Consider the following 20416-nt stretch of genomic DNA (forward strand, 5'->3'; position numbering starts at 1 on the left):
ATGCCATGGGAGGTGGATTTCCCATGAGTAGACGCTCCGATAGCTGACCAGCCCTGGAGAGTATACGGGCTTGGTCCCATGACAGTCGGAAAGCCCTTGCATCGCAGCCGGAGAGCCCTTGTCCAGAGATCAGGGAACCCCATGCTTGGAGGGGAGTGCCTTTTTCGACTCCGGGCACTTCAGAGATGCGCTCCCGGAGGGGGGGGCAGGTCTCTTCTAGTTGAGACCGTTGCCAGCGCTACGGCGCAGTTTTTTGCGCAGACGCCGGACCGCCTCGGCTTTTTTCCGCCGTTTGCGCTCCGATGGCTTTTCGAAAAACTTACGCTTCTTCATTTCCCGAAACATACCTTCCCGGATCATCTTTTTCTTCAAAACTCGAATCGCTTGGTCCACATTGTTGTCGTATACGTCAATCCTCACGAAAACTCACTCCTCCACGCTCCTGTGTGAATACGGTTTGCCGATTCGTTCTTTCCGGGTACCACTGATATTTGGTCCGGGTCCGATCTGTTTCTCTGGCAAAAAATATACTTATATCCCAGCCCCTAGGGACAAGGCAGAGTTCTTTTATCCCATCTCCTGGAAAATAGCAAGATGGTAAAGGACAGATAACGACTACTTTTTTATCTTTTCGCCCGCTGTTTCAAGGAAAGGAAAAGCCATCCTGACATCTGAAAACAGCTTCCAAAGCGCCCCCTGGCGCTTAAACCTGAATTCGACAGTTGGGAACTCCAAGCTTCTATTTATTCCCCTGCAAGGCCAGGAACAGGGGCGCGCCATCCCTCTGGATCAACATCAATACCGGCTGCCCCTTGGTCACCTTGGAGACCGCCTTGCGGAAATCCCCCAGGGAACGAATGGGTTGGCGGTTGATTTCACTGATCAGGTCACCGGCACGCAGTCCGGCATCAAAAGCGCTGCTCTCCTTGTCCACCTCTGCCACCACCACCCCCTGGGTATCCGGTGCCAGATCCAGGCGCTCCCGCAAGAGATCTGAGAGCGGATGAACTGTCAGCCCCAGGGAACTCTCCCCCCCCTGTTCCGGATCTTTGGTGGACTTGGTCTTTTCGCTGAGTACGGCAATTTTAACACCAAGAGTGCGTTTTTGGCCGTCCCGGATCACCACCATCTGGACCTGTTTTCCCACTGGGGTGCCTGCGACGATGGCGGGCAATTCATTCATCCGGCCCACTTGGCGACCATCAAAGCGGATAATCACATCCCCTGGCTGCACCCCCGCAGCTTCAGCTGGGCTCGAACTCTCCACACTCGCCACCAACGCCCCATCCCGATTTTCCAACCCCAGGGCATCTGCCAGCTCCTCAGTGACTACCTGGATGCGCACTCCCAGCCAGCCCCGGGTCACCCGACCATTTTCCTTCAACTGGCCGACGATGGATTTGGCCATATTGACGGGAATGGCGAAACCGATTCCCATGGAGCCGCCGGAGCGGGAAAAAATGGCGGTGTTGATACCGATCACCTCACCGTCCAGGTTGAACAGCGGGCCGCCGGAGTTGCCGGGATTGATGGCGGCGTCGGTTTGTAAAAAATTGTCGTAGGGACCGTTGCCGATAATCCGCCCCTTGGCCGAAATAATTCCCGTCGTCACTGTGGCTTCCAGACCGAAAGGATTGCCGATGGCGATAACCCAGGAGCCCACCTCGGCTTGATCGGAATCCCCCAGTTTGGCGGCTGGCAGCTGACCATCAGCCTCAATGCGGATCAGGGCCAGATCGGTTTTGGCATCCCGCCCCACCACCTGGGCGGTAAACTCCCGCTCATCGGAGAGGCGCACCTGAATTTCGCTGGCATCCTCCACCACATGGTCGTTGGTGAGAATGTAGCCGTTACCGTCGATTATCACGCCGGAGCCCAAGCTGCGGGATTTTTGCTCTTCCTCGGGCATCTGCTCCAAAAAACGACGGAAAAATTCATCCAGGGGGGACATGCCGCCGAAAGGGCTCATCTGGGGTTGCCGACTGCTCTCCTTGACCTGGGTGGTACTGATGTTGACCACCACGGGCTTGAGCTTTTTGACCAGAGGCACCAAATTGGGAAAATTGTTTGCGCCGTGGGCGGTGGAGAAAGGAACCAGCAGGACAAAAGCGGCAACGAGCCACCAAGAGGAACGTTTTTGCAGGGACATGGAACGACCTATCCTTCACCTTCGATGGAACAGGAAACAGGGGAAATGGGAGAAATGGGGGAAATAGGATCGTACAGCACCCGGGTGATCACCGGGCGAATGCTATCGTCCCCTTCAAGACGGCGGTTGTAGCCACGTAGCCAGATAAAACTGGCGACAAAGGTAGCCAGCCCCGAAAGGGCCCCCACCAATTCGGCGTTGTCTCCCACAATCCCCATGGAAAGGGCCAGGGAGCGGGCCAGAGCCCCACCAAAAACCAAGCCCAAAACCGGCATGGCGTAAATCAAAAAAGAGGCTTTCAGAAAAAGCCCCTCGGAAACTTCCAGAACCACCCGCTCCCCCACTTCGGCACCCGCCCGGTTATGGGCGCGGATTTGATTTTCCCGCTGCCCCAGGCCGCCGGAGAGAGTCGCACAGCTGCTTTTGGCCTGGCAGGATCCACAGGCGCTCTGCCGATGGCTGCTCACCAGGGCAAAATCGCCGTCCAGAGCCACTACCCGCCCTTCTTCCCGTAACATGGCATTCTCCTCGTTGGGCGTTTATTCCGGGATTCTTTTGGCCTTATCTGCCTGATGGGTTTGCACTTTTATTTGGTGAATGATTGGCTCATTCCAGAGTCAGCCATAAAAGTGCTGGGATTAAAAGCGTCCCGCTCCTGGCCGATGGATTGTTGGATACTCCCGGCGATGGCAGCAGCGGCAATGGCAGCTGGCACCCCGAAGCGAATCAGACGCCTGCGCAGAATATCTTCGTTGGAGGTGATTTTTTCGTTGTTGATGGCGGCCATCACCGAGGCGGTAAGCCCCTCGGGGTCAGGCAGGGTAAATTTATCTGACACCACGTCCCGCACTTGTGCCAAACGGCTCATCATGTGGCAGCAGCTGTCACACTTGAGCAGATGTTTGGTGACCGAGTTGACAATGATGTTGTCCAACTCCCCGTCGATAAACGCTGATACCAGTTCTGGATTGCACGACATCGCCTTTATTCCCCCTTTCCCTTCATCCCTTGTCTAGCCTGTTCGGATACGCTCTACGGCGTTTCATCCACCCCTTGCTGCAGGTAACCCTTCATGTGACTGATGATCTCCTGCCGGCCTCTGAAAATCCGCGAGCGCACAGTCCCGATGGGACAATCCATGATTTCAGATATTTCATCATAGGACATCCCTTCCAGGTCCCTCAGGACGATGGCTTTTTTCATTGCTGGGGCCAAAGTTTCAATGGCCACTTCCAGCCTTTTTACCATCTCATCACGGAGAACTCTCCGCTCGGGTGTATCGTGGTCACGCAATTGTGGTGCCACCCGATCGGCGTTTTCCAGCTCCATATCATCCAAGGGTACGGTTCGATCCTTGGAGAGTAAAAAATTTTTAGCGGTGTTGACCGCAATTCGATAAAGCCAGGTATAGAAAGCCGCTTCACCCCGAAAATTGGCCAGGGCACGGTAGGCCTTCAGAAAGGCCTCCTGGGTCAGATCCTGAACTTTCTGGGGATCCGACACAAAACGGGAGATAACCGAGCCAATCTTTCCCTGATACTTGCGCACCAGCAGCTCGAAGGCTTTATTGTCCCCCTTTTTCGCCTTCTCGACCAGCAGTTGGTCAGCTGACACCACCGGCCCGGCTCACTTCGGAGGTGGCGTCTAATGGCATTGTCATCAATTACCCCTTAACCTAAAGGACATGATCGTTGTGGAAAAGTTCACGTTTTCTTTTTTGTGAGGCACCCTGTTGCACATCTTGACAGCCCCTTAATAGGGGGACAATAGTACAATCATGAACAACATGCCACCCAACACGAACCCAATCACCTCTGATTTCCTCATCATCGGCAGCGGTATTGCCGGTCTGGATCTGGCTTTGCGCCTGGCCGAATATGGTGAAGTCATCGTCCTGAGCAAGACTCAGGCAGAGGAATCCAACAGCCTCTATGCCCAAGGAGGCATCGCTGCGGTGCTTGATCCGAAAGATCGCAACGAAGCCCACATTGAGGACACCTTAAACGCCGGGGTGGGTCTCTGCCATCTGGACACCGCACAGTTTGTGGTGGAAAACGGCAGCCCCGCCATCGAGCATCTGATCCAACTCGGGGTTCCCTTCACCCGGGATCGGAAAGGCTATCACCTGACGCTGGAGGGGGGCCACTCAGCCCGTCGGGTCATCCATACCGACGACGCCACCGGTAAGGCGGTGGTGCAGACCCTGCTACAAAAAACCAACGCCCACCCTCGAATCAACGTGCTCCCCCACCAGATCGCCATTGATCTGGTGACCGCCCACAAGCTGGGACAATTCATCCCCGGGCAGCCCAACCGCTGCTTCGGTTGTTATGCCCTGGATATTGGAACCCGTAAGGTTAATACCTTTCAAGCCCGTTTTACCATCCTTGCCACCGGTGGGGCGGGCAAGGTCTATCTTTATACCTCAAATCCCGACACCGCCACCGGAGACGGCATTGCCATGGCCTACCGGGCAGGATGCCGGGTGGCCAACATGGAATTCATCCAGTTTCACCCCACCTGCCTCTATCACCCCCAGGCCAAATCATTCCTCATTTCCGAGGCGGTACGGGGCGAAGGGGGGGTGCTGATCCTGAAAAACGGCAAACCCTTCATGAAGCGCCACCATCCCAAAAAAGAGCTGGCCCCCCGGGACATCGTCGCCCGGGCCATCGACTTTGAGATGAAGCGCACTGGGGATGATTGCGTTTTTCTGGACATTACCCACCAGGGTAAAAAATTTCTTCAGACCCGCTTTCCGACCATTTTTGAAAAATGCCGTGATCTGGGCATCAACATGGCCAAGGATCCGATTCCGGTGGTGCCTGCCGCCCACTATTCCTGTGGCGGGGTCATTTCAGACTTGAACGGCAAGACCGATCTGGATGGCCTGTTCGTTGTGGGTGAAGCAGGCCATACCGGCCTCCACGGCGCCAATCGACTCGCTTCCAACTCCATCCTGGAGTGCCTGGTTTTTGCCATCGCCGCAGAAAAACGCATTCATCAGGAGATGAGCCAGCCCCTTCCCTATCCCCCCCCCAAAATTCCTTCCTGGGACAATTTTGATACCGGCCTGTGCGAAGAGGAAGTCCTCATCTCCCACAATTGGGACGAAATCCGTCGTTTCATGTGGAATTATGTGGGCATCGTCCGTTCAGATCAGCGCTTGGCTCGGGCCAAGCGGCGAGTGGAAATGCTCTCCCGGGAGATCAACGAATATTACTGGAACTGTCAGATATCCCGGGATTTGATTGAGCTACGCAATCTCACCCTGGTGGCCTCTTTGATTATTCGCTCTGCCATCCATCGCAAAGAGAGCCGGGGCCTGCACTTCAATACCAACCATCCCGAGCGGGATGATGAAGCGTGGGGCAAGGATACAATCCTGCCCATCATGGGCTGAATCCCTGTATAAAAGGAACCTCACCGATGCCTCAGGAACAAAAAATCTGCCGCCATATTCAGGTTTTTGGCCGGGTACAGGGGGTGTGGTATCGGGGCAGCACCCAGAAGGAGGCGATCCGTCTGGGGCTTGTGGGATGGGTGCGCAATAGAGCTGACGGCTCTGTGGAGGGGGAGTTGATCGGCTTGGCTGGGGATATTGAAAAAATGATCGCCTGGTGCCGCCAGGGGCCTCCTCTGGCGTCGGTCACCCGGATGGAAGTGTCGGAACAGCCGGTTCCCCAGAAAATTCCTGGAAAATTTGAAGTCCGTTATTGATGATGGGACCTTGGGAGGAATAAACGGGCGCATGCTTCTGACTGAAAGCGCAGCCAAGTTGTCCGACAACCGCCCAGCCGGACCCTATCATCAGATTACCGCCAGGCTAAACAGAATCATCCAGTTACCGCCAGCTCAAAAAACCGATCTCTTTTTCAAAAAACAGGCCCTTCAAAAGCCTCAGCCCGCTTCCACTTTGATGCGTCTGATTTCGTCTTGAACCAACTTTTCGGCAATACCAGGCAGCAGATCCCGGGTCATCTCCCGGGCAGTGGTCTGGGCGATCTCAGTGACCTGGGGGGTGAAAGCTGATTCCACAGCTTTGGCCAAGCTTGCCTCGGAGAGGCCGTCGTCACCCTCCCTCTTGATCCGTTCGATCTCCTCTCGAACCAACCCTTCAGCCACCCGGGGCAGGGCTTCCCGAACAAGTTCCCCCACTGTTTCACTGGTGCTCTCCCGGATCACCTCCCGGATGCCCGGGGCCAGGGCTTTTTCGATGGTGTCGGAAATATCTTCAGCTGAGCCATTATTCCAATGATCCGAAGAAGCGGTCTCCTCCGCCAGAGCGGCTTTGTCGGGCTCCTCTTCGGAGATAAAAGTTTCCACAAAGAAGAGTTCACCATCCAGCTTGAACTGATGGCTGAGGCAGGCAAAATCCTTCTCCCGGGTTACCCCGTGACCTTCACCGGAAATCACCACCGGTGGGGACATGCGGATGGGCCCCAGGCGGCTCTCCAGATGGTTTTTGACCCCTCCACCAATCATATTGGCCAGTTCGGCAAAGGCATCCGACGCATCGGCATCCAGTTTTTCCGGTACATCCCCGAGGAGAGCTCCAGCCAGCTTAAGCACGGTCGAATCCGGACCAGCCAGGCGCAGGCTGCCTCTCAAAGCGCCACTGAAGCCGACAATGCTACTGTGGTTGACCGCCAGATCACAGGGTTCCATCCCCTCCTCACCCGGTTCGATTTGGATGAACAGCATGGTGTCGGCAAGCTCTGCGACCACCTCCCGGAGAACTGGAAAAAAATCATCGATCATCTCTTCAGGTCCTCTCCCAAAAAGGGAATATCCGATTCGACAACATATATTGCACTTGCAGGGTTCAAACTAGCAGGATTCAAACCAACAGGATTCAAACTAGCAGGATTCAAACTAGCAGGATTCAAACCAACAGGATTCAAACTAGCAGGATTCAAACCAACAGGATTCAAACCAGCGTGAACCAAACCAAATCAGAGCCTTTCACCTCCCCAAAAAAGTTCTGTCAGGGGGCTTGGGCTGGAGTGAATGATTTAAAAAACCAAGTCACCCGGGTGATGGTGACATCATGATACGTTGTAGGACAAAAAGACAAGCAAATTTTACCGAACTGAAAAGAAATTGAAAAAAACTTCAACTTATCAACTCTCTTGATTCACCTCAAAGAATAACGGCTTTGAGAGGTGCTCGTAACATGGATGAGTCGAAAGGATTTGGGACGAACAAAAGGGCAGGAAAAGGGGATCAGGTGTGATGCTTCAGCCTGGACCACTGAAGGAAAAAAATGGTCCAGGCTGAAAATTTTTTTAAAAGCCCGAAAGAGAGATCGGGAACGGCCAAGTGTCGGAAAAGTTACAGCTCTCGTCAAAATCAACGGTGAGGGGAGCGGCAAGAGGAAAATCAGCCCAGCTGATCGTCTCCACCCCCCTGAAGCTCCCGCAGCAAGGTTTGCACTCCCTCCAGGATGGGCACTTGTTGGGCCTCACCACCGGCCCGGGCCTGCACCTCCAGAGCCCCCTGTTTAAAGCTACGCCCCCCCACAACCACCCGCAGAGGAATGCCCAAAAGGTCGGCTTCCTTGAATTTAATCCCCGGGCGCTCATCCCGATCATCCAGCAGCACCTCCACCCCATGTCCGATCAGCCGTTGATAAAGCTCCAGGGCCACCTCCCGGGTTTCCGTCTGCTTGGGGTTCAGGAGTAATATCTGCAATTGATAGGGGGCCAATCCCATGGGCCAGATGATGCCGTTGTCGTCGTGGTTTTGCTCAATGGCCGCCGCCACGATCCGCGAAACCCCGATGCCGTAGCAGCCCATGAGAGGGGTCTGCTCCCGACCCTGGTCGTTGAGCACTACCACCCCCATGGCCTGGGAATATTTATCCCCCAGCTTGAAGACGTGGCCCACCTCGATCCCGCGATCCATCTTGAGGCTGCCGGCGGAACATTTTGGACAGGGATCCCCCGCCTCGACGTTGCGAATGTCGGCAAAACGGGGTTTTTCCAGATCCCGCCCCCAGTTGACGCCGGTCAGATGCCAGCCGTCGTCGTTGGCTCCGCAGATAAAATTGCCCATCTCTTCGAGGGCTGAATCAGCCAGGATCGGCAATGCACTCCCCACCGGCCCCATGGAGCCCACAGGCAGATCGGCCAACTGTGCGGCTTTGGCGGGTTCGGGAATGATCAGCTCCCCTGTCAGCAGGTTACCCGCCTTGATTTCGTTCAGGGTGTGATCTCCCCGTAAAAGAAGCATATGGGGCTTGCCATCCGCCAGCACCACCAGGCTCTTGACGGTCTGGGTGAGGGGAACCTTTAAAAATCCAGCCACCTGATCGATGGTTTTTTGCCCGGGGGTTTCCACTCGGGTGAGGGGCTCCCGGGAGGTGGTCGGGGTGATATCGGCAGAGGCTCTGGCTGTCGCTTTTTCCAGATTGGCCCCATAGTCACACTCAGCACAGGAGGCGATGAGATCCTCCCCGGAGTCGGCCAAAACGTGAAATTCATGGGACGAAGCGCCGCCAATGGTCCCGGTATCCGCCTCCACCGCCCGAAAGCCCAGCCCACAGCGCCGGAAAATCTGGCCATAGGCGTCATACATCTCCTGATAGGTTTGATCCAGGCTCTCCTGATCGAGATTGAAGGAGTAGGCATCCTTCATCAAAAATTCCCGGCCCCGCATGATGCCGAAACGGGGGCGAATTTCATCGCGAAATTTGGTCTGAATTTGGTAAAGATTGATCGGCAGCTCTTTGTAGGAGCGGATCTCCCGGCGCACCAGATCGGTGATGACCTCTTCGTGGGTGGGACCGAAACAAAAATCCCGGTCGTGGCGATCCTGAAAGCGCAGCAGCTCTTTGCCATAGTGATCCCAGCGCCCGGACTCTTTCCAGAGTTCCGCTGGCTGCACCGCCGGCATCAGCACCTCCATGGCCCCGGCTGCGTCCATCTCTTCCCGGACGATTTGCTCCACCTTGCGCAACACCCGCAGCCCCAAAGGTAACCAGGTATAAATCCCTGCCCCCAACTGCCGGACGAGACCCGCCCGGAGCATGAGGCGGTGGGAGGCGACCTTGGCCTCCTGAGGGGTTTCCTTGAGGGTGGGAATCAGGGTTTTGGTAAAACGCATGGTCGATCAGTCCTTGGGGCCACCTTCGATGAAAGCGTAGGCCGAATGGTTGTGAATGGATTCAAAATTTTCCGACTCGACAGTATACCACTCCACACGGGAATCCGCTTCCAGATCAGCGGCAACCCCACGCACCATATCTTCCACAAAACGGGGATTGGCATAGGCGCGCTCGGTGACATATTTTTCATCCGAACGTTTGAGAATGGCGTAAAGTTCACAGGAGGCGTTTTTTTCGACGATGTCGATCACCTCCTCCACCCAGAGAAACTTATTAAACCGAAGGGCCACCGTCACCTTGGAGCGCTGATTGTGGGCACCTTGGTCGGAAAGTTCCTTGGAACAGGGGCACAAGGAGGTCACCGGCACCTCTACTGCCAAGGTCATCTGGTAGGCATCGCCCCGCACCACACCGGAAAAACGCACCCGATAGTCCATCATCGACTCAAGGCCAGACACCGGGGCTTTTTTGTGGATAAAATAGGGAAATTCCAGATCGATGTGGGCCTCCTGGGCGGCCAGGCGTTCCTGAATTTTCCCTAAAATCACCGGCAGGTTTTTAACTGAAATGGCCCGGTCGTGCTCCGTCAGCACCTCCAAAAATCGGGACATGTGCGTCCCTTTGAAGTGGTGTGGCAGGTTGACGTACATGTTGACCGAGGCGATGGTGTGTTGTGTCCCTTGGCGACGATCCCGGACTTCAATGGGATAGCGGATATCCTTGACCCCCACCTTGTCGATGGAGAGCTGGCGATTATCGGTCTGGGACTGAACATCTGCCAGGGGATCCTCTTCAGAACAATCGAGGGGCGGAGGGGCATTGCCGGTACTGTTCAGAGTCATGGGGCGCTATCCTGGAGAAAAGTCTCAAAAATTTCGGCTACGGGAAAATAGTACCCCCGAATCCAAAGTAATCGGTCACTATATCGGCATTCCTCAAATAACGCAAAGCAAGGGTGGGAACCTTCCCGCTGACAAGATAGGGTTTTCCATGCATTTTCAGACTGGTTGGATCTCTCAAAGGCGACTGAAACGACTCCTCACAGGGCTCGAAACTTTTTTAACCCGAGGGGCTCCTGCCATGCCCCTCTCCCGGGAAATATTCCAACAATACAGCGCCTTTCGCTGGCAGGTACCTCTGGAGGGGGAAGCAAGCCTGCGACCGGTAGCCCATCCCCATCGACTGGATCCGGATGAACTCCTGGGCATCGACCGGGCCAAGGCGGTTCTCACCCGCAACACCCGCTGTTTTGTCGATGGCCTGCCCGCCAACGATGCCCTGCTCTGGGGCAGCCGTGGCACGGGTAAATCATCTTTGGTCAAAGCCCTGGCCACCCGGTTTGCCGACAAGGGGCTCAAAATTGTCGAAATCAACAAAGGGGATCTGCTGCATCTGCCGGATATTTTGGAGCAATTGCGCCCCCTGCCCCATCCTTTTCTACTCTTTTGTGATGAACTCTCCTTCGAAGCGGGAGATCCGGCACACAAAACCCTGAAAGGGGTGCTGGAAGGAGGGGTGGAAGCCCGACCCGCCAATGTCCTGCTCTACGCCACCTCCAACCGCCGACACCTGATGCCGAGAGCTTTTGAGGCCGACCCCACCGCAGCCCAGGGAGAGATTCATCCCCATGAGAGCGCCGAGGAGGAGATCAGCCTTTCGGACCGCTTCGGGCTCTGGCTCGGTTTTCACCCTTTCGACCAGGAGACCTATCTGGCCATTGTCATGGCCCATGCCAGGCGGTTAGATTTAGGGGTCTCGTCCGAGACATTGCGCCGGGAAGCTCTGGACTGGGCGCGCCTTCGGGGGGCCAGAAGTGGCCGGGTTGCCCGCCAATTCATGATTGACATGCGTGGACGGGGGAGCCAAAAGTAACCGATGGACCAAAAGCAACCGATTGGATCAAAAGCCCTGCTCCTGAATGGGGATGGAAACATGCAGACCAAAACACCACTTGGGAACCCTCATCTTGACTGATCCCACCCCTATTCCCCTGGAAACGCCAGACCCTTCCTCCATGAAACAGATCGGCATCATCACCAAACGCTCCGACCCCCGGGCGATTGAAGCCAGCCGCGATCTGGCTATCTGGCTGGAACAACGGGGCCGCGGGGTGACGATCTGTGAAGAGGTCGCCAAGCGCCCCGGCCTGCCCTCTGCCATTCAGATTGAAACCACCCCGGAAGGATTGACCCAGGGGCAGGATCTGGTGGTGGTGATCGGGGGAGATGGCACCTTCATCGGTGCAGCCCGGGCGGTGGGTGATCGCAACGTCCCCCTTCTGGGGATCAATATGGGCAGGCTCGGATTTCTCACCGAGGTGGCCCACGACGACATATATGCGGCATTTGAAGCCATCCTGGCGGGCCACCATAAAACCGAAACCCGGATGATATTGGAAATTTCGGTGGTTCGGGATGACGTAGAGGTACTCTCCCGACGGGTGTTGAACGATGTGGTGATTCACAAGGGTGAGCTGGCCCGGATGATTGAATTTGAAGTGGCCATTGACGACCAGTTTGTCTTTTCCAGCCGGGCCGATGGCTTGATCGTCTCTACCCCTACCGGCTCCACCGCCTATTCCCTCTCTGCCGGTGGCCCGATTATTCACCCCTCGTTGGATGCGATTTTGCTGGTACCCATTTGCCCCCATACCCTCACCAATCGCCCCATTGCCGTGCCGGGTCAGGGAACCGCCACCATCACCCTGACACCAGATGGGCAGGACCGGTTACTGACCCTGGATGGCCAGAGCGGCTTTCCCCTGCTCCACCGGGATCGAATCCTCATTCGTCAATCTGAACGTCGTTTACGGATTTTACACCGAGCGGATCGGAACTATTATGATGTCTTGCGCAATAAATTGCGTTGGGGGGAGCAGGTGGGTGACATTTATCTACCTGAAACAGAATAGGCTGATTTTCCAAGGGTCCAAGCGCTCCCCTCTTAGTGGATGATGGGTGATTCATCTTCTTTTTGAAGGAGTGGATGATGCACCCGTCTGTTTGCGGAGGAAAGATAGCACCGACATTCCCTGATGAGGGGTGTAGCGGTGTGTTTCATCCCCTGGGCCACCGGTTGAATTGATCCTGAAAATGAAGAGGTTTCACTTTAATATTAATTGATTTTTTCCTTTCATTGGTTAATCTTAATACTGAACACTCTATTGTTTTAGATGCGCTTTTGGATGCGCTGCCAATGGGAGCATGACCCGATGAAGGTGCTGATCGTTGATGATGAATTTCCCAATCGCATGCTTCTCAAAACCATTTTGGGTTCCATGGCCGATTGCGACTTGGCCATCAATGGCGCTGAAGCGGTGGAAATCTTTGAAATGGAACTCATGAACGGCGAGCCCTATGATCTGGTGCTGCTGGATATCATGATGCCCGAGATGGACGGTGAGCAGGCGCTGGTGGGCATTCGGCAGATGGAAGAGAGCGCCTACGGCCCCAAACCGGAACCTGGGCAAGGAGCCATCATCATCATGGTGACCGCCCTGGATGCCGGACAGGAACATATCAACGCCTGCTTCCGCAGTGGCTGCAACGACTATCTGGCCAAACCGGTACTGCGCAACGTTCTGCTGAATAAACTTCGGGAGCATAAACTCCTCCCCTCCCAGCCCGGCTCTTGACCGGGTTCCCTGTCGATATTTTCCCTCGCATCTGATCAGGAATCCTCCCGCTCATGCTTTGTCAGCTCACGGTGGAAAATATCGCCCTTGTGGAGCGTCTGGAAATCGCCTTCGATGGGGGACTGACCATCATTTCCGGGGAGACCGGGGCGGGTAAATCGATCCTGATCGACGCCTTGACCCTGGCCCTGGGGGAGCGGGCCACCGGCGGTTTGATCCGTACCGGGGCTGACCAGGCCACGGTTTCCGCCCGCTTCGACCCCCCTGTTGAGCATCCCGTACACGCTTGGCTTGAGGAGCTTGCTCTGGGTAGCGGGGATGGCAGCCTGTTTTTGCGCCGGACCCTCTCCCGCACTGGCCGCAGTCGCGCCTTTTTGAACGACCATGCTGTCCCCCTCTCCACCCTGGCCCAGGCCGGGGAGCTGCTGGTGGATCTCCACGGCCAGCATCAGCACCAATCCCTGCTCCACGCATCGGCTCATCTGGCGATTTTGGACGCCTATGCCGCCCACACGCCGCTGGTGGAGGCGACTGCCACCTGTTTTGATCGATGGGATGGCATTCGTCGGGAGTTGGCCGCTTTGCAGGTGCAGGCCAGGGAAGCTTCCGAGCGGCGGGCTTTTTTGGCCTTTCAGCTGGAAGAGCTGGAAAATGCCGGGGTGGAGCCGGGTGAAATGGAGGCTTTGGAAGGACGCCGGGGGCGGCTGGCCCATGCGGGGCGGTTGGGAGAAGCGGCCAGAGAGGCGGTGGAACTTTTGGCTGATAGTGGCGACTCGGCCATGGATCTGGCTGGACGCTCTGCCGGGCTCCTGGAGGGGGTGGCCGATCTTGATCCGGTCCTGCCCCCCATGTTGGAGCGGGTCCAATCCCTGCACTATGAGCTACAAGATGCCGCAGACGCTTTGCGTCACTATGGGGAGGGTCTGGAAACCGATCCGGAAGCGTTGGCTGCCTTGGAGGAGCGCCTCGACCTGATTCGCAGGCTGGCCAGAAAGCACCACTGCGAAGCGGATGCATTGCCCCAAAAGGCCAAAACCTGGCGGGATGAGCTGGATGGTCTGGATAATCTCGATGAAACCGAAGCGGCTCTGAGCGAGGAACTTTCCCGGGCCCAGGCGGCCTATTTTAAAAAGGCCAAGGGGCTCAGCGACTCCCGCCGCAAGGCAGCCAAACGCCTGACATCGGAGGTAGAGGGGCAACTCAAGGCGCTCTACATGAACCAAACCCGCTTTGGTGTCTCCTTTGGTGAGCGTGCTGATACTCCCAGGCGTCAGGGGCAGGACCAAATCGATTTTCAGGTGAGCGCCAACCCCGGAGAACCCCTGAAACCCTTGCGGCAGGTCGCTTCGGGGGGAGAAATTTCCCGTATCATGTTGGCCTTGAAAACCGTCCTCGCCGATGCGGTAACCGTGCCAACATTGATCTTCGACGAGGTGGATGTGGGGGTCGGTGGACGGGTTGCGGCAGCCATCGGGGCCAAACTCGCCCAAGTCGCCGCCACCCCCCGGCAGGTGCTCGCCATCACCCATCTGCCCCAAGTGGCTGCCTGGGGAACGGGACATCTCAAGGTGGCCAAAAAAACCCAGGGTGGCAGGGTCCGGGTGGGGGTACAGCCTCTGGACGAATCCGCCCGGGTGGAAGAGATCGCCCGGATGCTGGCGGGGGAAGAGATCACCGAAACCACACGACACAATGCCCGGGAGCTTCTACAATCAGCGGCGGCGACCCAGGGGAGTTGATGGCGTGGCACGCCTATCGGGCTGTTGGTGATTCACCTGTATAAACACCTGCCTGGGGGATTTTTCAGGTTAGATGCCCGGGAGCTGTTTTCTTTTCTGTTATAATTGTTTCGGGTTCGGGTAAAATAGACCCTCAAGGTTGGAAAGTCAGGCGTTGGGAATCGAGCCCTTTGGACGGCTTTCCCTTTCGCACCACCATCAGAATGAGGTTTCATGAGCATCAACAACCATTCGTCGGATACGGAAGTCCTGAACAAGTCCCACTCCGATGTCAGGGAGCCTGTTTTTTTTAAGGTGGTTTTGTTAAACGACGACTTCACTCCCATGGATTTTGTCGTGGATCTCCTGATGCGCTTTTTCCGAAAATCAAGGGAACAAGCAACTCAGATCATGTTGGACGTACATCAGCAGGGACAAGGAACCTGTGGGCTCTATCCCCGGGAAATCGCTGAAACCAAGGTCGTACAGGTCAATCAGCACGCCCGCAACAGTGGCCACCCACTTCAGTGCCGAATGGAAAAAGACGCATGATCAGCAAACAGCTGGAATCCTCCCTGAATCGGGCCTTACGCTCCGCCCAAAAACAGGGTCACCAATACGCCACCGTTGAGCATCTACTCCTGGCCTTGACCGATAATCCGGAGGTCTCCGACGTGTTGATCGCCTGCGGTTGCGATCTGCAAAAGCTGTCGAACGATCTCGCCACCCACCTTTCCAGCCACATCCCCACCGGCAGCGAAGAGGATGAGGAGCTGGAAATCACCCCTACCGTGGGGTTCCAACGGGTCATCCAGCGGGCGGTCTATCAGGTGCAGGCTGCGGGGCAAAACACCGTCACCGGGGCTTATGTGCTGGTGGCGATGTTCAGCGAAAAAGAGTCCCATGCGGTCTTTTTTCTGGAGCGGCAAAACATTTCCCGGCTGGATGTCCAGACCGTTCTTTCCCACGGCATGGGGGTTGACAGCGAAGAGGGGAACGAAGAAGAACAGGCTGAAGGCAACCCCCAGGCCCCGGGTCAAAACCCAACCAAGCCCAAGGCCAACCCCCTGGAGCTTTATACCGTCAACCTCAACAAAAATGCCGAAGAAGGGGAAATCGACCCCCTCATCGGGCGCGGTGAGGAGATCACCCGGACCTTGCAGGTGCTCTGTCGCCGCCGTAAAAACAACCCCCTCTTCGTAGGGGATGCCGGGGTGGGCAAAACCCATCTCGCCGAAGGGCTGGCTCTGAAAATCGTCAAGGGAGAAGTGCCGGAAGTGGTGGCCAACAGCGTCATCTACTCCCTCGACATGGGCTCACTGCTGGCAGGCACCAAATTTCGCGGCGATTTTGAAGGGCGGCTCAAGGGGGTGTTGAAGGAGCTGCAAAACCGTGAAGGAGCCATCCTCTTTATCGATGAAATCCACACCATCATCGGGGCAGGCTCCACCAGTGGCTCCACCATGGACGCTTCCAATCTTTTGAAGCCGCTCCTCGCTTCCGGAACCGTTCGCTGCATCGGTTCCACCACCCACGAGGAGTATCGGGGCATTTTTGAAAAAGATCGGGCGCTGGCCAGACGATTTCAAAAAATCGATCTTCCCGAACCCTCCCTGGAAGAGACCATTCAGATTCTGAAAGGGCTCAAAAGCCGTTACGAAGAGCACCACGGCATCCGCTACACAGCCCCGGCCATCCGGGTGGCGGCAGAGCTTTCCGGCAGGCATATCAACGACCGCCACCATCCCGACTCCGCCATCGATGTCATCGACGAAGCCGGTGCCGCAGTCCACCTGCTCCCCCTCTCCCGTCGCAAAAAATCCATCGGCGTCAAAGAGGTCGAAGGGGTTGTGGCCCGCATGGCCCGAATCCCCCCCCGCACCGTCAGTCGGGATGATCGGGAAACCCTGCAAAGTCTTGATAAAAACCTCCAAATCACCATCTTTGGCCAAAACCCGGCCATCGAGCAGGTGTGTGAAGCCATCAAGCTCTCTCGGGCAGGGCTCGGCAACCCGGAAAAACCCCTGGGTAATTTCCTCTTTTCCGGCCCCACAGGGGTGGGCAAAACCGAACTGGCCCGGCAGCTCTCCATGGAGATGGCGGTGGAGTTGATTCGCTTCGATATGAGCGAATATATGGAACGCCATACCGTCTCCCGACTGATCGGCGCCCCTCCGGGTTATGTGGGATTCGACCAGGCTGGACTCTTGACCGAAGCCGTCACCAAAAATCCCCACGCAGTGCTGCTGCTGGACGAAATAGAAAAAGCCCACCCGGATCTGTTCAATATTCTGCTCCAGGTGATGGATCACGGCACACTCACCGACAACAATGGCCGCAAAGCCGATTTTCGCAATGTGATCCTGATCATGACCACCAACGCCGGAGCCCAGGATATGGAGCGCAACACCCTGGGTTTTGTCGCCCAGGGACACAAGGGAGACGACCTGAAGGAGATCAAACGACTCTTTTCCCCGGAATTCCGCAACCGGCTGGATGCCATCGTCTCCTTCAACCACCTGGATCGAAGCTCCATCGTGCGGGTGGTGGATAAATGCCTGCTAGTGCTGGAAGCTGACCTGGAGCGCCAAAACGTCTCCCTGGTGGCACACCCTTCAGCTCGGGAGTGGCTGGCAGACAAAGGCCACAACCGGGAGCAGGGAGCCCGACCCATGGAGCGGCTTATCAAAGATAAAATCCGCAGGCCCCTGGCAGACGATATTCTCTTCGGCGTGCTGCGCCAGGGAGGATCGGTTACTATTCGGGAGAAGGATGGCGAGTTGGATCTGGCTTGCCAGGCGACCGCTCCAGCCGGGAAAGAGGCGGTTACTGCCAGCTAGGCGTTGATTCCGTTATCAGTTAAAAAAGGCAAAATCAAAACCGTGGGGGCTCGCCTCCACACCTCCAGGGGTATGTATAGACATACCAAACCAAAATCAGACACATGACAAAATCACAACGTGATTTTGTCGGGATTCCAAAGGGTCTGGACCCTTTGGCGGGTTTGGGCGGAGCCCAAGGTTTTAGGCCGTTGACCTTGTCTTTCCCCCCCGGGGAGTTTGAGGGCGGAGCCCTCAAGGTTTTGGCCTTGTCTTTGACTCTTGGAGGATCTTGTCCGATTTTGGTTTGGATTGACTATAAATCAAGATCAAAAACAAGATCAAAACCGTGGGGGCTCGCCCCCACACCCCCGGGGGGGTGTAAATCAAGATCAAAAGATTAAGATCAAAAGATGTAAATCAAGATCAAGATCAAGATCAAGATCAAAGGACAAACCTTGGGGAGGACGAATCCTCCCCAAACCCCACCTCTTTTTTTTTAATAGTATAAGATCAAAAGCTAACCCCTCTGCCACGTGTGATACTTTTTCAGCCAACTGAGAACCCCCTCAGACACATGGGCCTTTTTCCAATTGCCAGCAACATACTTATTCGCCTCAGCCATCGTCGGATAGATGTGAATGGTGCCTAAAATCTTGTTCAAACCCAAACCATGACGCATCGCCAATACAAACTCCGCAATCAAATCCCCCCCATGCTCCCCAACAATCGTCACACCCAACAATTTATCCCGACCCGGGACCGTCAACACCTTCACCAAACCATGCGCCTCTTCATCCGCAATCGCCCGATCCAAATCATCAATGCCATAAGTAGTGACCTCATAAGCAATCCCCCGCTCCTTGGCCTCAATCTCATTCAACCCCACCCGCGCCACCTCAGGCTCAGTAAAGGTACACCAGGGAATCACCGAATAATCCACCTTGAATTTTTTAAACCGACCAAACAACGCATTCACCGAGGTATACCAAGCCTGATGCGCCGCCGTGTGGGTAAATTGATAGGGGCCAGCCACATCGCCACAAGCATAAATATGAGGAAAACGCGTCGCCAAAAAATCGTTCACCTCCACCGTGCCCTTGGAAGTCACCGGAATACCCAACTCCTCCAAACCAAACCCCGATGTATTGGCACGCCGCCCCATTGCCAGCAACAGCTGATCGAACTCAATGGCAACCTCCTCCCCACCCGCTACGCAAATCAACGTTTTCACCCCATCCACCCATCGAAATGCCTTCGGCGTGTACCCCAAGCGAAGATCAATCCCCTCCCCCCGAAACCGTGCCGCCACCATCTCGGAAATCTCCACATCCTCCCGCACCATCAAACGATCCCGCCGCTGTACTAAAATCACCTCACTCCCCAAGCGGGAAAAAGCCTGAGCCAACTCACAGCCGATAGGGCCGCCACCCATCACGAGCAGTCTCTTGGGTTGCTCCCGAATGTCCCAGATCGTGTCAGAGGTGAGATAGTCCATCTCCTCCAAACCCGGAATGTCCGGCACCAGTGGCCGAGCACCTGTGGCAATCACGATATTACGGGTAGAAAGCGTCTTGCCATTCACTTCCACATGATAAGGAGAGGTAATTCGGGCAGCCCCCTGCAAGCACTCCACCCCGAGTTCGGTATAACGCTCTACCGAATCGTGAGGCTCGATGGTCTTGATCACCCGCTGCACCCGTTCCATCACCTGGACAAAATCAAAATCAACACTCACCGGCTTGAGTCCCAGCTCAGAGGCCCGCTTGGCGTGGGAGAGAAACTTGGCCGTGCGGATAATCGCTTTGGAAGGAACACAACCGGTATTGAGACAATCCCCCCCCATACGGTGCTTTTCAATAAGAGTGACTTCCGCTTTGACCGCCGCCGCGATATAGGAGGTCACAAGCCCTGCTGCGCCTGCCCCAATCACGATCAGATTGCGGTCAAATTTTTTCGGTCGGGAATAGCCTGCCAACACCTTGCGCGCCTGGACCAGGGCGACCATTTTTTTGGCGATCAACGGAAAAATCCCCAACAGCACAAACGATCCCATCAAGGCTGGAGATAAAATACCCGAGATCGAATCAATCTGAGCCAGTTGCGTACCCGCATTCACAAAAACCAGAGTCCCCGGCAGCATGCCGATCTGGCTCACCAAAAAATAGGTCGGAGTCGAAAGGGCCGTCAGCCCCATGGCCAGGTTGATCAGGAAAAAAGGAAAGGCAGGCACCAAACGCAGGGTGAAGAGATAAAAAGCCCCCTCCTTCTGGACCCCCCGATCAATCGCACCGATCCGATTCCCAAAACGAGTGCGAATGGTCTCCCGAAAAAGAAACCGGGAAGCCAGAAAAGCCAGAGTAGCCCCGATGGTGGAGGCAAAAGAGATGAGCACCGTCCCCCATCCAAGACCAAATATCGCCCCACCAATCAAGGTCATGGGCACCGCCCCCGGCAGGGAAAGTCCGGTCACCACCACATAGAGCAAAAAATAGATCCCAGCTGCCTTGAAGGGATGACTTTCATGGAATGCCTCAATGACAGCCCGCTGGGACTTGATGAATTCCAGGTTGAGATAATCCCCCAGCCCAAAAATAAAAAATCCCCCGATCAAACCGAAAATAACAATCAACAAAACAAACTTGGCTTTTTTCATAACCTCTCCGGCTTGTTAAAAAAGCAGTTGGCTGGATGGTGAAGGTATTTCTTGCCAATCCAAAAAAATCAAGCATCACACATCCTCAGACCATTGGGAATCGTTTATTCATAGGCAATCATTCCAATTGAAAATGGCACACATGGAAAAATAGTCATCACTCCTGCGCAAGCGGGAATCCAGAGTAGAGACAGCTTGCGACCTAAAGATGTGTAATCCCCAGAAAAACAGTGTGACTTTTTTTGGAAAAACGCATTGATTTTATCTATCTGTGCGTGTGGCCTACTGGATTCCCGATTACGTGGGAATGACAAGGGAGAGGCCATGCGCAT

General features: G+C 55.5%; 17 protein-coding genes. 8 read left to right on the forward strand and 9 right to left on the reverse strand.

What is annotated here, in order from left to right:
* Positions 1 to 216 precede the first annotated feature (216 nt).
* The 5 genes from HQL52_09135 to rpoE all read right to left on the reverse strand — a co-directional run bounded on the left by HQL52_09135 (position 217) and on the right by rpoE (position 3766).
* Complete coding sequence (locus HQL52_09135; GenBank protein ID MBF0369604.1) at positions 217 to 420, reverse strand: 30S ribosomal protein S21; 204 nt, start codon at positions 418 to 420, stop codon at positions 217 to 219.
* A 319-nt stretch (positions 421 to 739) separates the two neighbouring features.
* Positions 740 to 2149, reverse strand: coding sequence for a DegQ family serine endoprotease (locus HQL52_09140; protein MBF0369605.1), 1410 nt, complete (start codon positions 2147 to 2149; stop codon positions 740 to 742).
* Positions 2150 to 2157: 8 nt separating this feature from the next.
* Positions 2158 to 2667 (reverse strand): SoxR reducing system RseC family protein, encoded by a 510-nt coding sequence (locus tag HQL52_09145; protein MBF0369606.1) that lies wholly within the window; start codon positions 2665 to 2667, stop codon positions 2158 to 2160.
* Positions 2668 to 2735: 68 nt separating this feature from the next.
* Positions 2736 to 3128: a hypothetical protein gene (locus tag HQL52_09150; protein MBF0369607.1), complete on the reverse strand. Its 393-nt coding sequence runs from the start codon at positions 3126 to 3128 to the stop codon at positions 2736 to 2738.
* 53 nt (positions 3129 to 3181) lie between these two features.
* A complete protein-coding gene (gene rpoE, locus HQL52_09155) occupies positions 3182 to 3766 on the reverse strand; it encodes an RNA polymerase sigma factor RpoE (protein MBF0369608.1) in 585 nt (194 codons plus the stop codon).
* 169 nt (positions 3767 to 3935) lie between these two features.
* On the opposite strand from rpoE, the gene nadB reads away from it, so the two are divergent.
* Together nadB and HQL52_09165 are read left to right on the forward strand one after the other, a co-directional pair.
* Entirely contained in the window at positions 3936 to 5552 is a 1617-nt protein-coding gene (gene nadB, locus HQL52_09160) for an L-aspartate oxidase (protein ID MBF0369609.1), read from the forward strand.
* Positions 5553 to 5578: 26 nt separating this feature from the next.
* Entirely contained in the window at positions 5579 to 5869 is a 291-nt protein-coding gene (locus tag HQL52_09165) for an acylphosphatase (protein MBF0369610.1), read from the forward strand.
* Positions 5870 to 6049: 180 nt separating this feature from the next.
* On the opposite strand, the gene HQL52_09170 is transcribed toward HQL52_09165, so the two are convergent.
* The 3 genes from HQL52_09170 to HQL52_09180 all read right to left on the reverse strand — a co-directional run bounded on the left by HQL52_09170 (position 6050) and on the right by HQL52_09180 (position 10099).
* Entirely contained in the window at positions 6050 to 6910 is an 861-nt protein-coding gene (locus HQL52_09170) for a chemotaxis protein CheX (GenBank protein MBF0369611.1), read from the reverse strand.
* 621 nt (positions 6911 to 7531) lie between these two features.
* The gene (locus HQL52_09175) at positions 7532 to 9256 is read right to left on the reverse strand and encodes a proline--tRNA ligase (GenBank protein ID MBF0369612.1); all 1725 of its coding nucleotides are present in this window, start codon (positions 9254 to 9256) and stop codon (positions 7532 to 7534) included.
* Positions 9257 to 9262: 6 nt separating this feature from the next.
* Entirely contained in the window at positions 9263 to 10099 is an 837-nt protein-coding gene (locus HQL52_09180) for a GTP cyclohydrolase I FolE2 (GenBank protein MBF0369613.1), read from the reverse strand.
* A gap of 238 nt (positions 10100 to 10337) precedes the next feature.
* Here HQL52_09180 and HQL52_09185 point away from each other — a divergent pair, with 238 nt between their 5' ends.
* From HQL52_09185 to clpA, 6 genes are all read left to right on the forward strand, one after another.
* Positions 10338 to 11129 (forward strand): ATP-binding protein, encoded by a 792-nt coding sequence (locus HQL52_09185; GenBank protein ID MBF0369614.1) that lies wholly within the window; start codon positions 10338 to 10340, stop codon positions 11127 to 11129.
* A gap of 94 nt (positions 11130 to 11223) precedes the next feature.
* The gene (locus HQL52_09190; protein ID MBF0369615.1) at positions 11224 to 12168 is read left to right on the forward strand and encodes an NAD(+)/NADH kinase; all 945 of its coding nucleotides are present in this window, start codon (positions 11224 to 11226) and stop codon (positions 12166 to 12168) included.
* Positions 12169 to 12468: 300 nt separating this feature from the next.
* Positions 12469 to 12891 carry a response regulator gene (locus HQL52_09195; protein MBF0369616.1) on the forward strand — a complete coding sequence of 141 codons (423 nt, stop codon included), beginning with the start codon at positions 12469 to 12471 and terminating at the stop codon, positions 12889 to 12891.
* 53 nt (positions 12892 to 12944) lie between these two features.
* On the forward strand, positions 12945 to 14630 hold the full coding sequence (gene recN, locus HQL52_09200) for a DNA repair protein RecN (protein ID MBF0369617.1): 1686 nt from the start codon (positions 12945 to 12947) through the stop codon (positions 14628 to 14630).
* A gap of 213 nt (positions 14631 to 14843) precedes the next feature.
* Positions 14844 to 15161, forward strand: a complete 318-nt coding sequence (gene clpS / locus HQL52_09205) for an ATP-dependent Clp protease adapter ClpS (GenBank protein ID MBF0369618.1) — start codon at positions 14844 to 14846, stop codon at positions 15159 to 15161.
* Complete coding sequence (clpA, locus tag HQL52_09210) at positions 15158 to 17449, forward strand: ATP-dependent Clp protease ATP-binding subunit ClpA (protein MBF0369619.1); 2292 nt, start codon at positions 15158 to 15160, stop codon at positions 17447 to 17449. Before clpS ends, clpA begins: the two co-directional genes overlap by 4 nt.
* Before the next feature lie 499 nt (positions 17450 to 17948).
* Here the strand turns inward: clpA and HQL52_09215 are convergent, their stop codons facing one another.
* The gene (locus HQL52_09215) at positions 17949 to 20084 is read right to left on the reverse strand and encodes an FAD-dependent oxidoreductase (protein MBF0369620.1); all 2136 of its coding nucleotides are present in this window, start codon (positions 20082 to 20084) and stop codon (positions 17949 to 17951) included.
* Between the last annotated feature and the right edge of the window lie 332 nt (positions 20085 to 20416).

It is taken from the genome of Magnetococcales bacterium, assembly GCA_015232395.1.
Lineage (GTDB): Bacteria > Pseudomonadota > Magnetococcia > Magnetococcales > JADFZT01 > JADFZT01.

Bases quoted from the DNA above. Each gene is read 5' to 3' on its own strand.
- HQL52_09140 (MBF0369605.1), bottom strand. From the start codon at position 2,149: ATGTCCCTGCAAAAACGTTCCTCTTGGTGGCTCGTTGCCGCTTTTGTC.
- HQL52_09145 (MBF0369606.1), bottom strand. From the start codon at position 2,667: ATGTTACGGGAAGAAGGGCGGGTAGTGGCTCTGGACGGCGATTTTGCC.
- HQL52_09150 (MBF0369607.1), bottom strand. From the start codon at position 3,128: ATGTCGTGCAATCCAGAACTGGTATCAGCGTTTATCGACGGGGAGTTG.
- nadB (MBF0369609.1), top strand. From the start codon at position 3,936: ATGCCACCCAACACGAACCCAATCACCTCTGATTTCCTCATCATCGGC.
- HQL52_09165 (MBF0369610.1), top strand. From the start codon at position 5,579: ATGCCTCAGGAACAAAAAATCTGCCGCCATATTCAGGTTTTTGGCCGG.
- HQL52_09170 (MBF0369611.1), bottom strand. From the start codon at position 6,910: ATGATCGATGATTTTTTTCCAGTTCTCCGGGAGGTGGTCGCAGAGCTT.
- HQL52_09175 (MBF0369612.1), bottom strand. From the start codon at position 9,256: ATGCGTTTTACCAAAACCCTGATTCCCACCCTCAAGGAAACCCCTCAG.
- HQL52_09180 (MBF0369613.1), bottom strand. From the start codon at position 10,099: ATGACTCTGAACAGTACCGGCAATGCCCCTCCGCCCCTCGATTGTTCT.
- HQL52_09185 (MBF0369614.1), top strand. From the start codon at position 10,338: ATGCCCCTCTCCCGGGAAATATTCCAACAATACAGCGCCTTTCGCTGG.
- HQL52_09195 (MBF0369616.1), top strand. From the start codon at position 12,469: ATGAAGGTGCTGATCGTTGATGATGAATTTCCCAATCGCATGCTTCTC.
- recN (MBF0369617.1), top strand. From the start codon at position 12,945: ATGCTTTGTCAGCTCACGGTGGAAAATATCGCCCTTGTGGAGCGTCTG.
- clpS (MBF0369618.1), top strand. From the start codon at position 14,844: ATGAGCATCAACAACCATTCGTCGGATACGGAAGTCCTGAACAAGTCC.
- clpA (MBF0369619.1), top strand. From the start codon at position 15,158: ATGATCAGCAAACAGCTGGAATCCTCCCTGAATCGGGCCTTACGCTCC.
- HQL52_09215 (MBF0369620.1), bottom strand. From the start codon at position 20,084: ATGAAAAAAGCCAAGTTTGTTTTGTTGATTGTTATTTTCGGTTTGATC.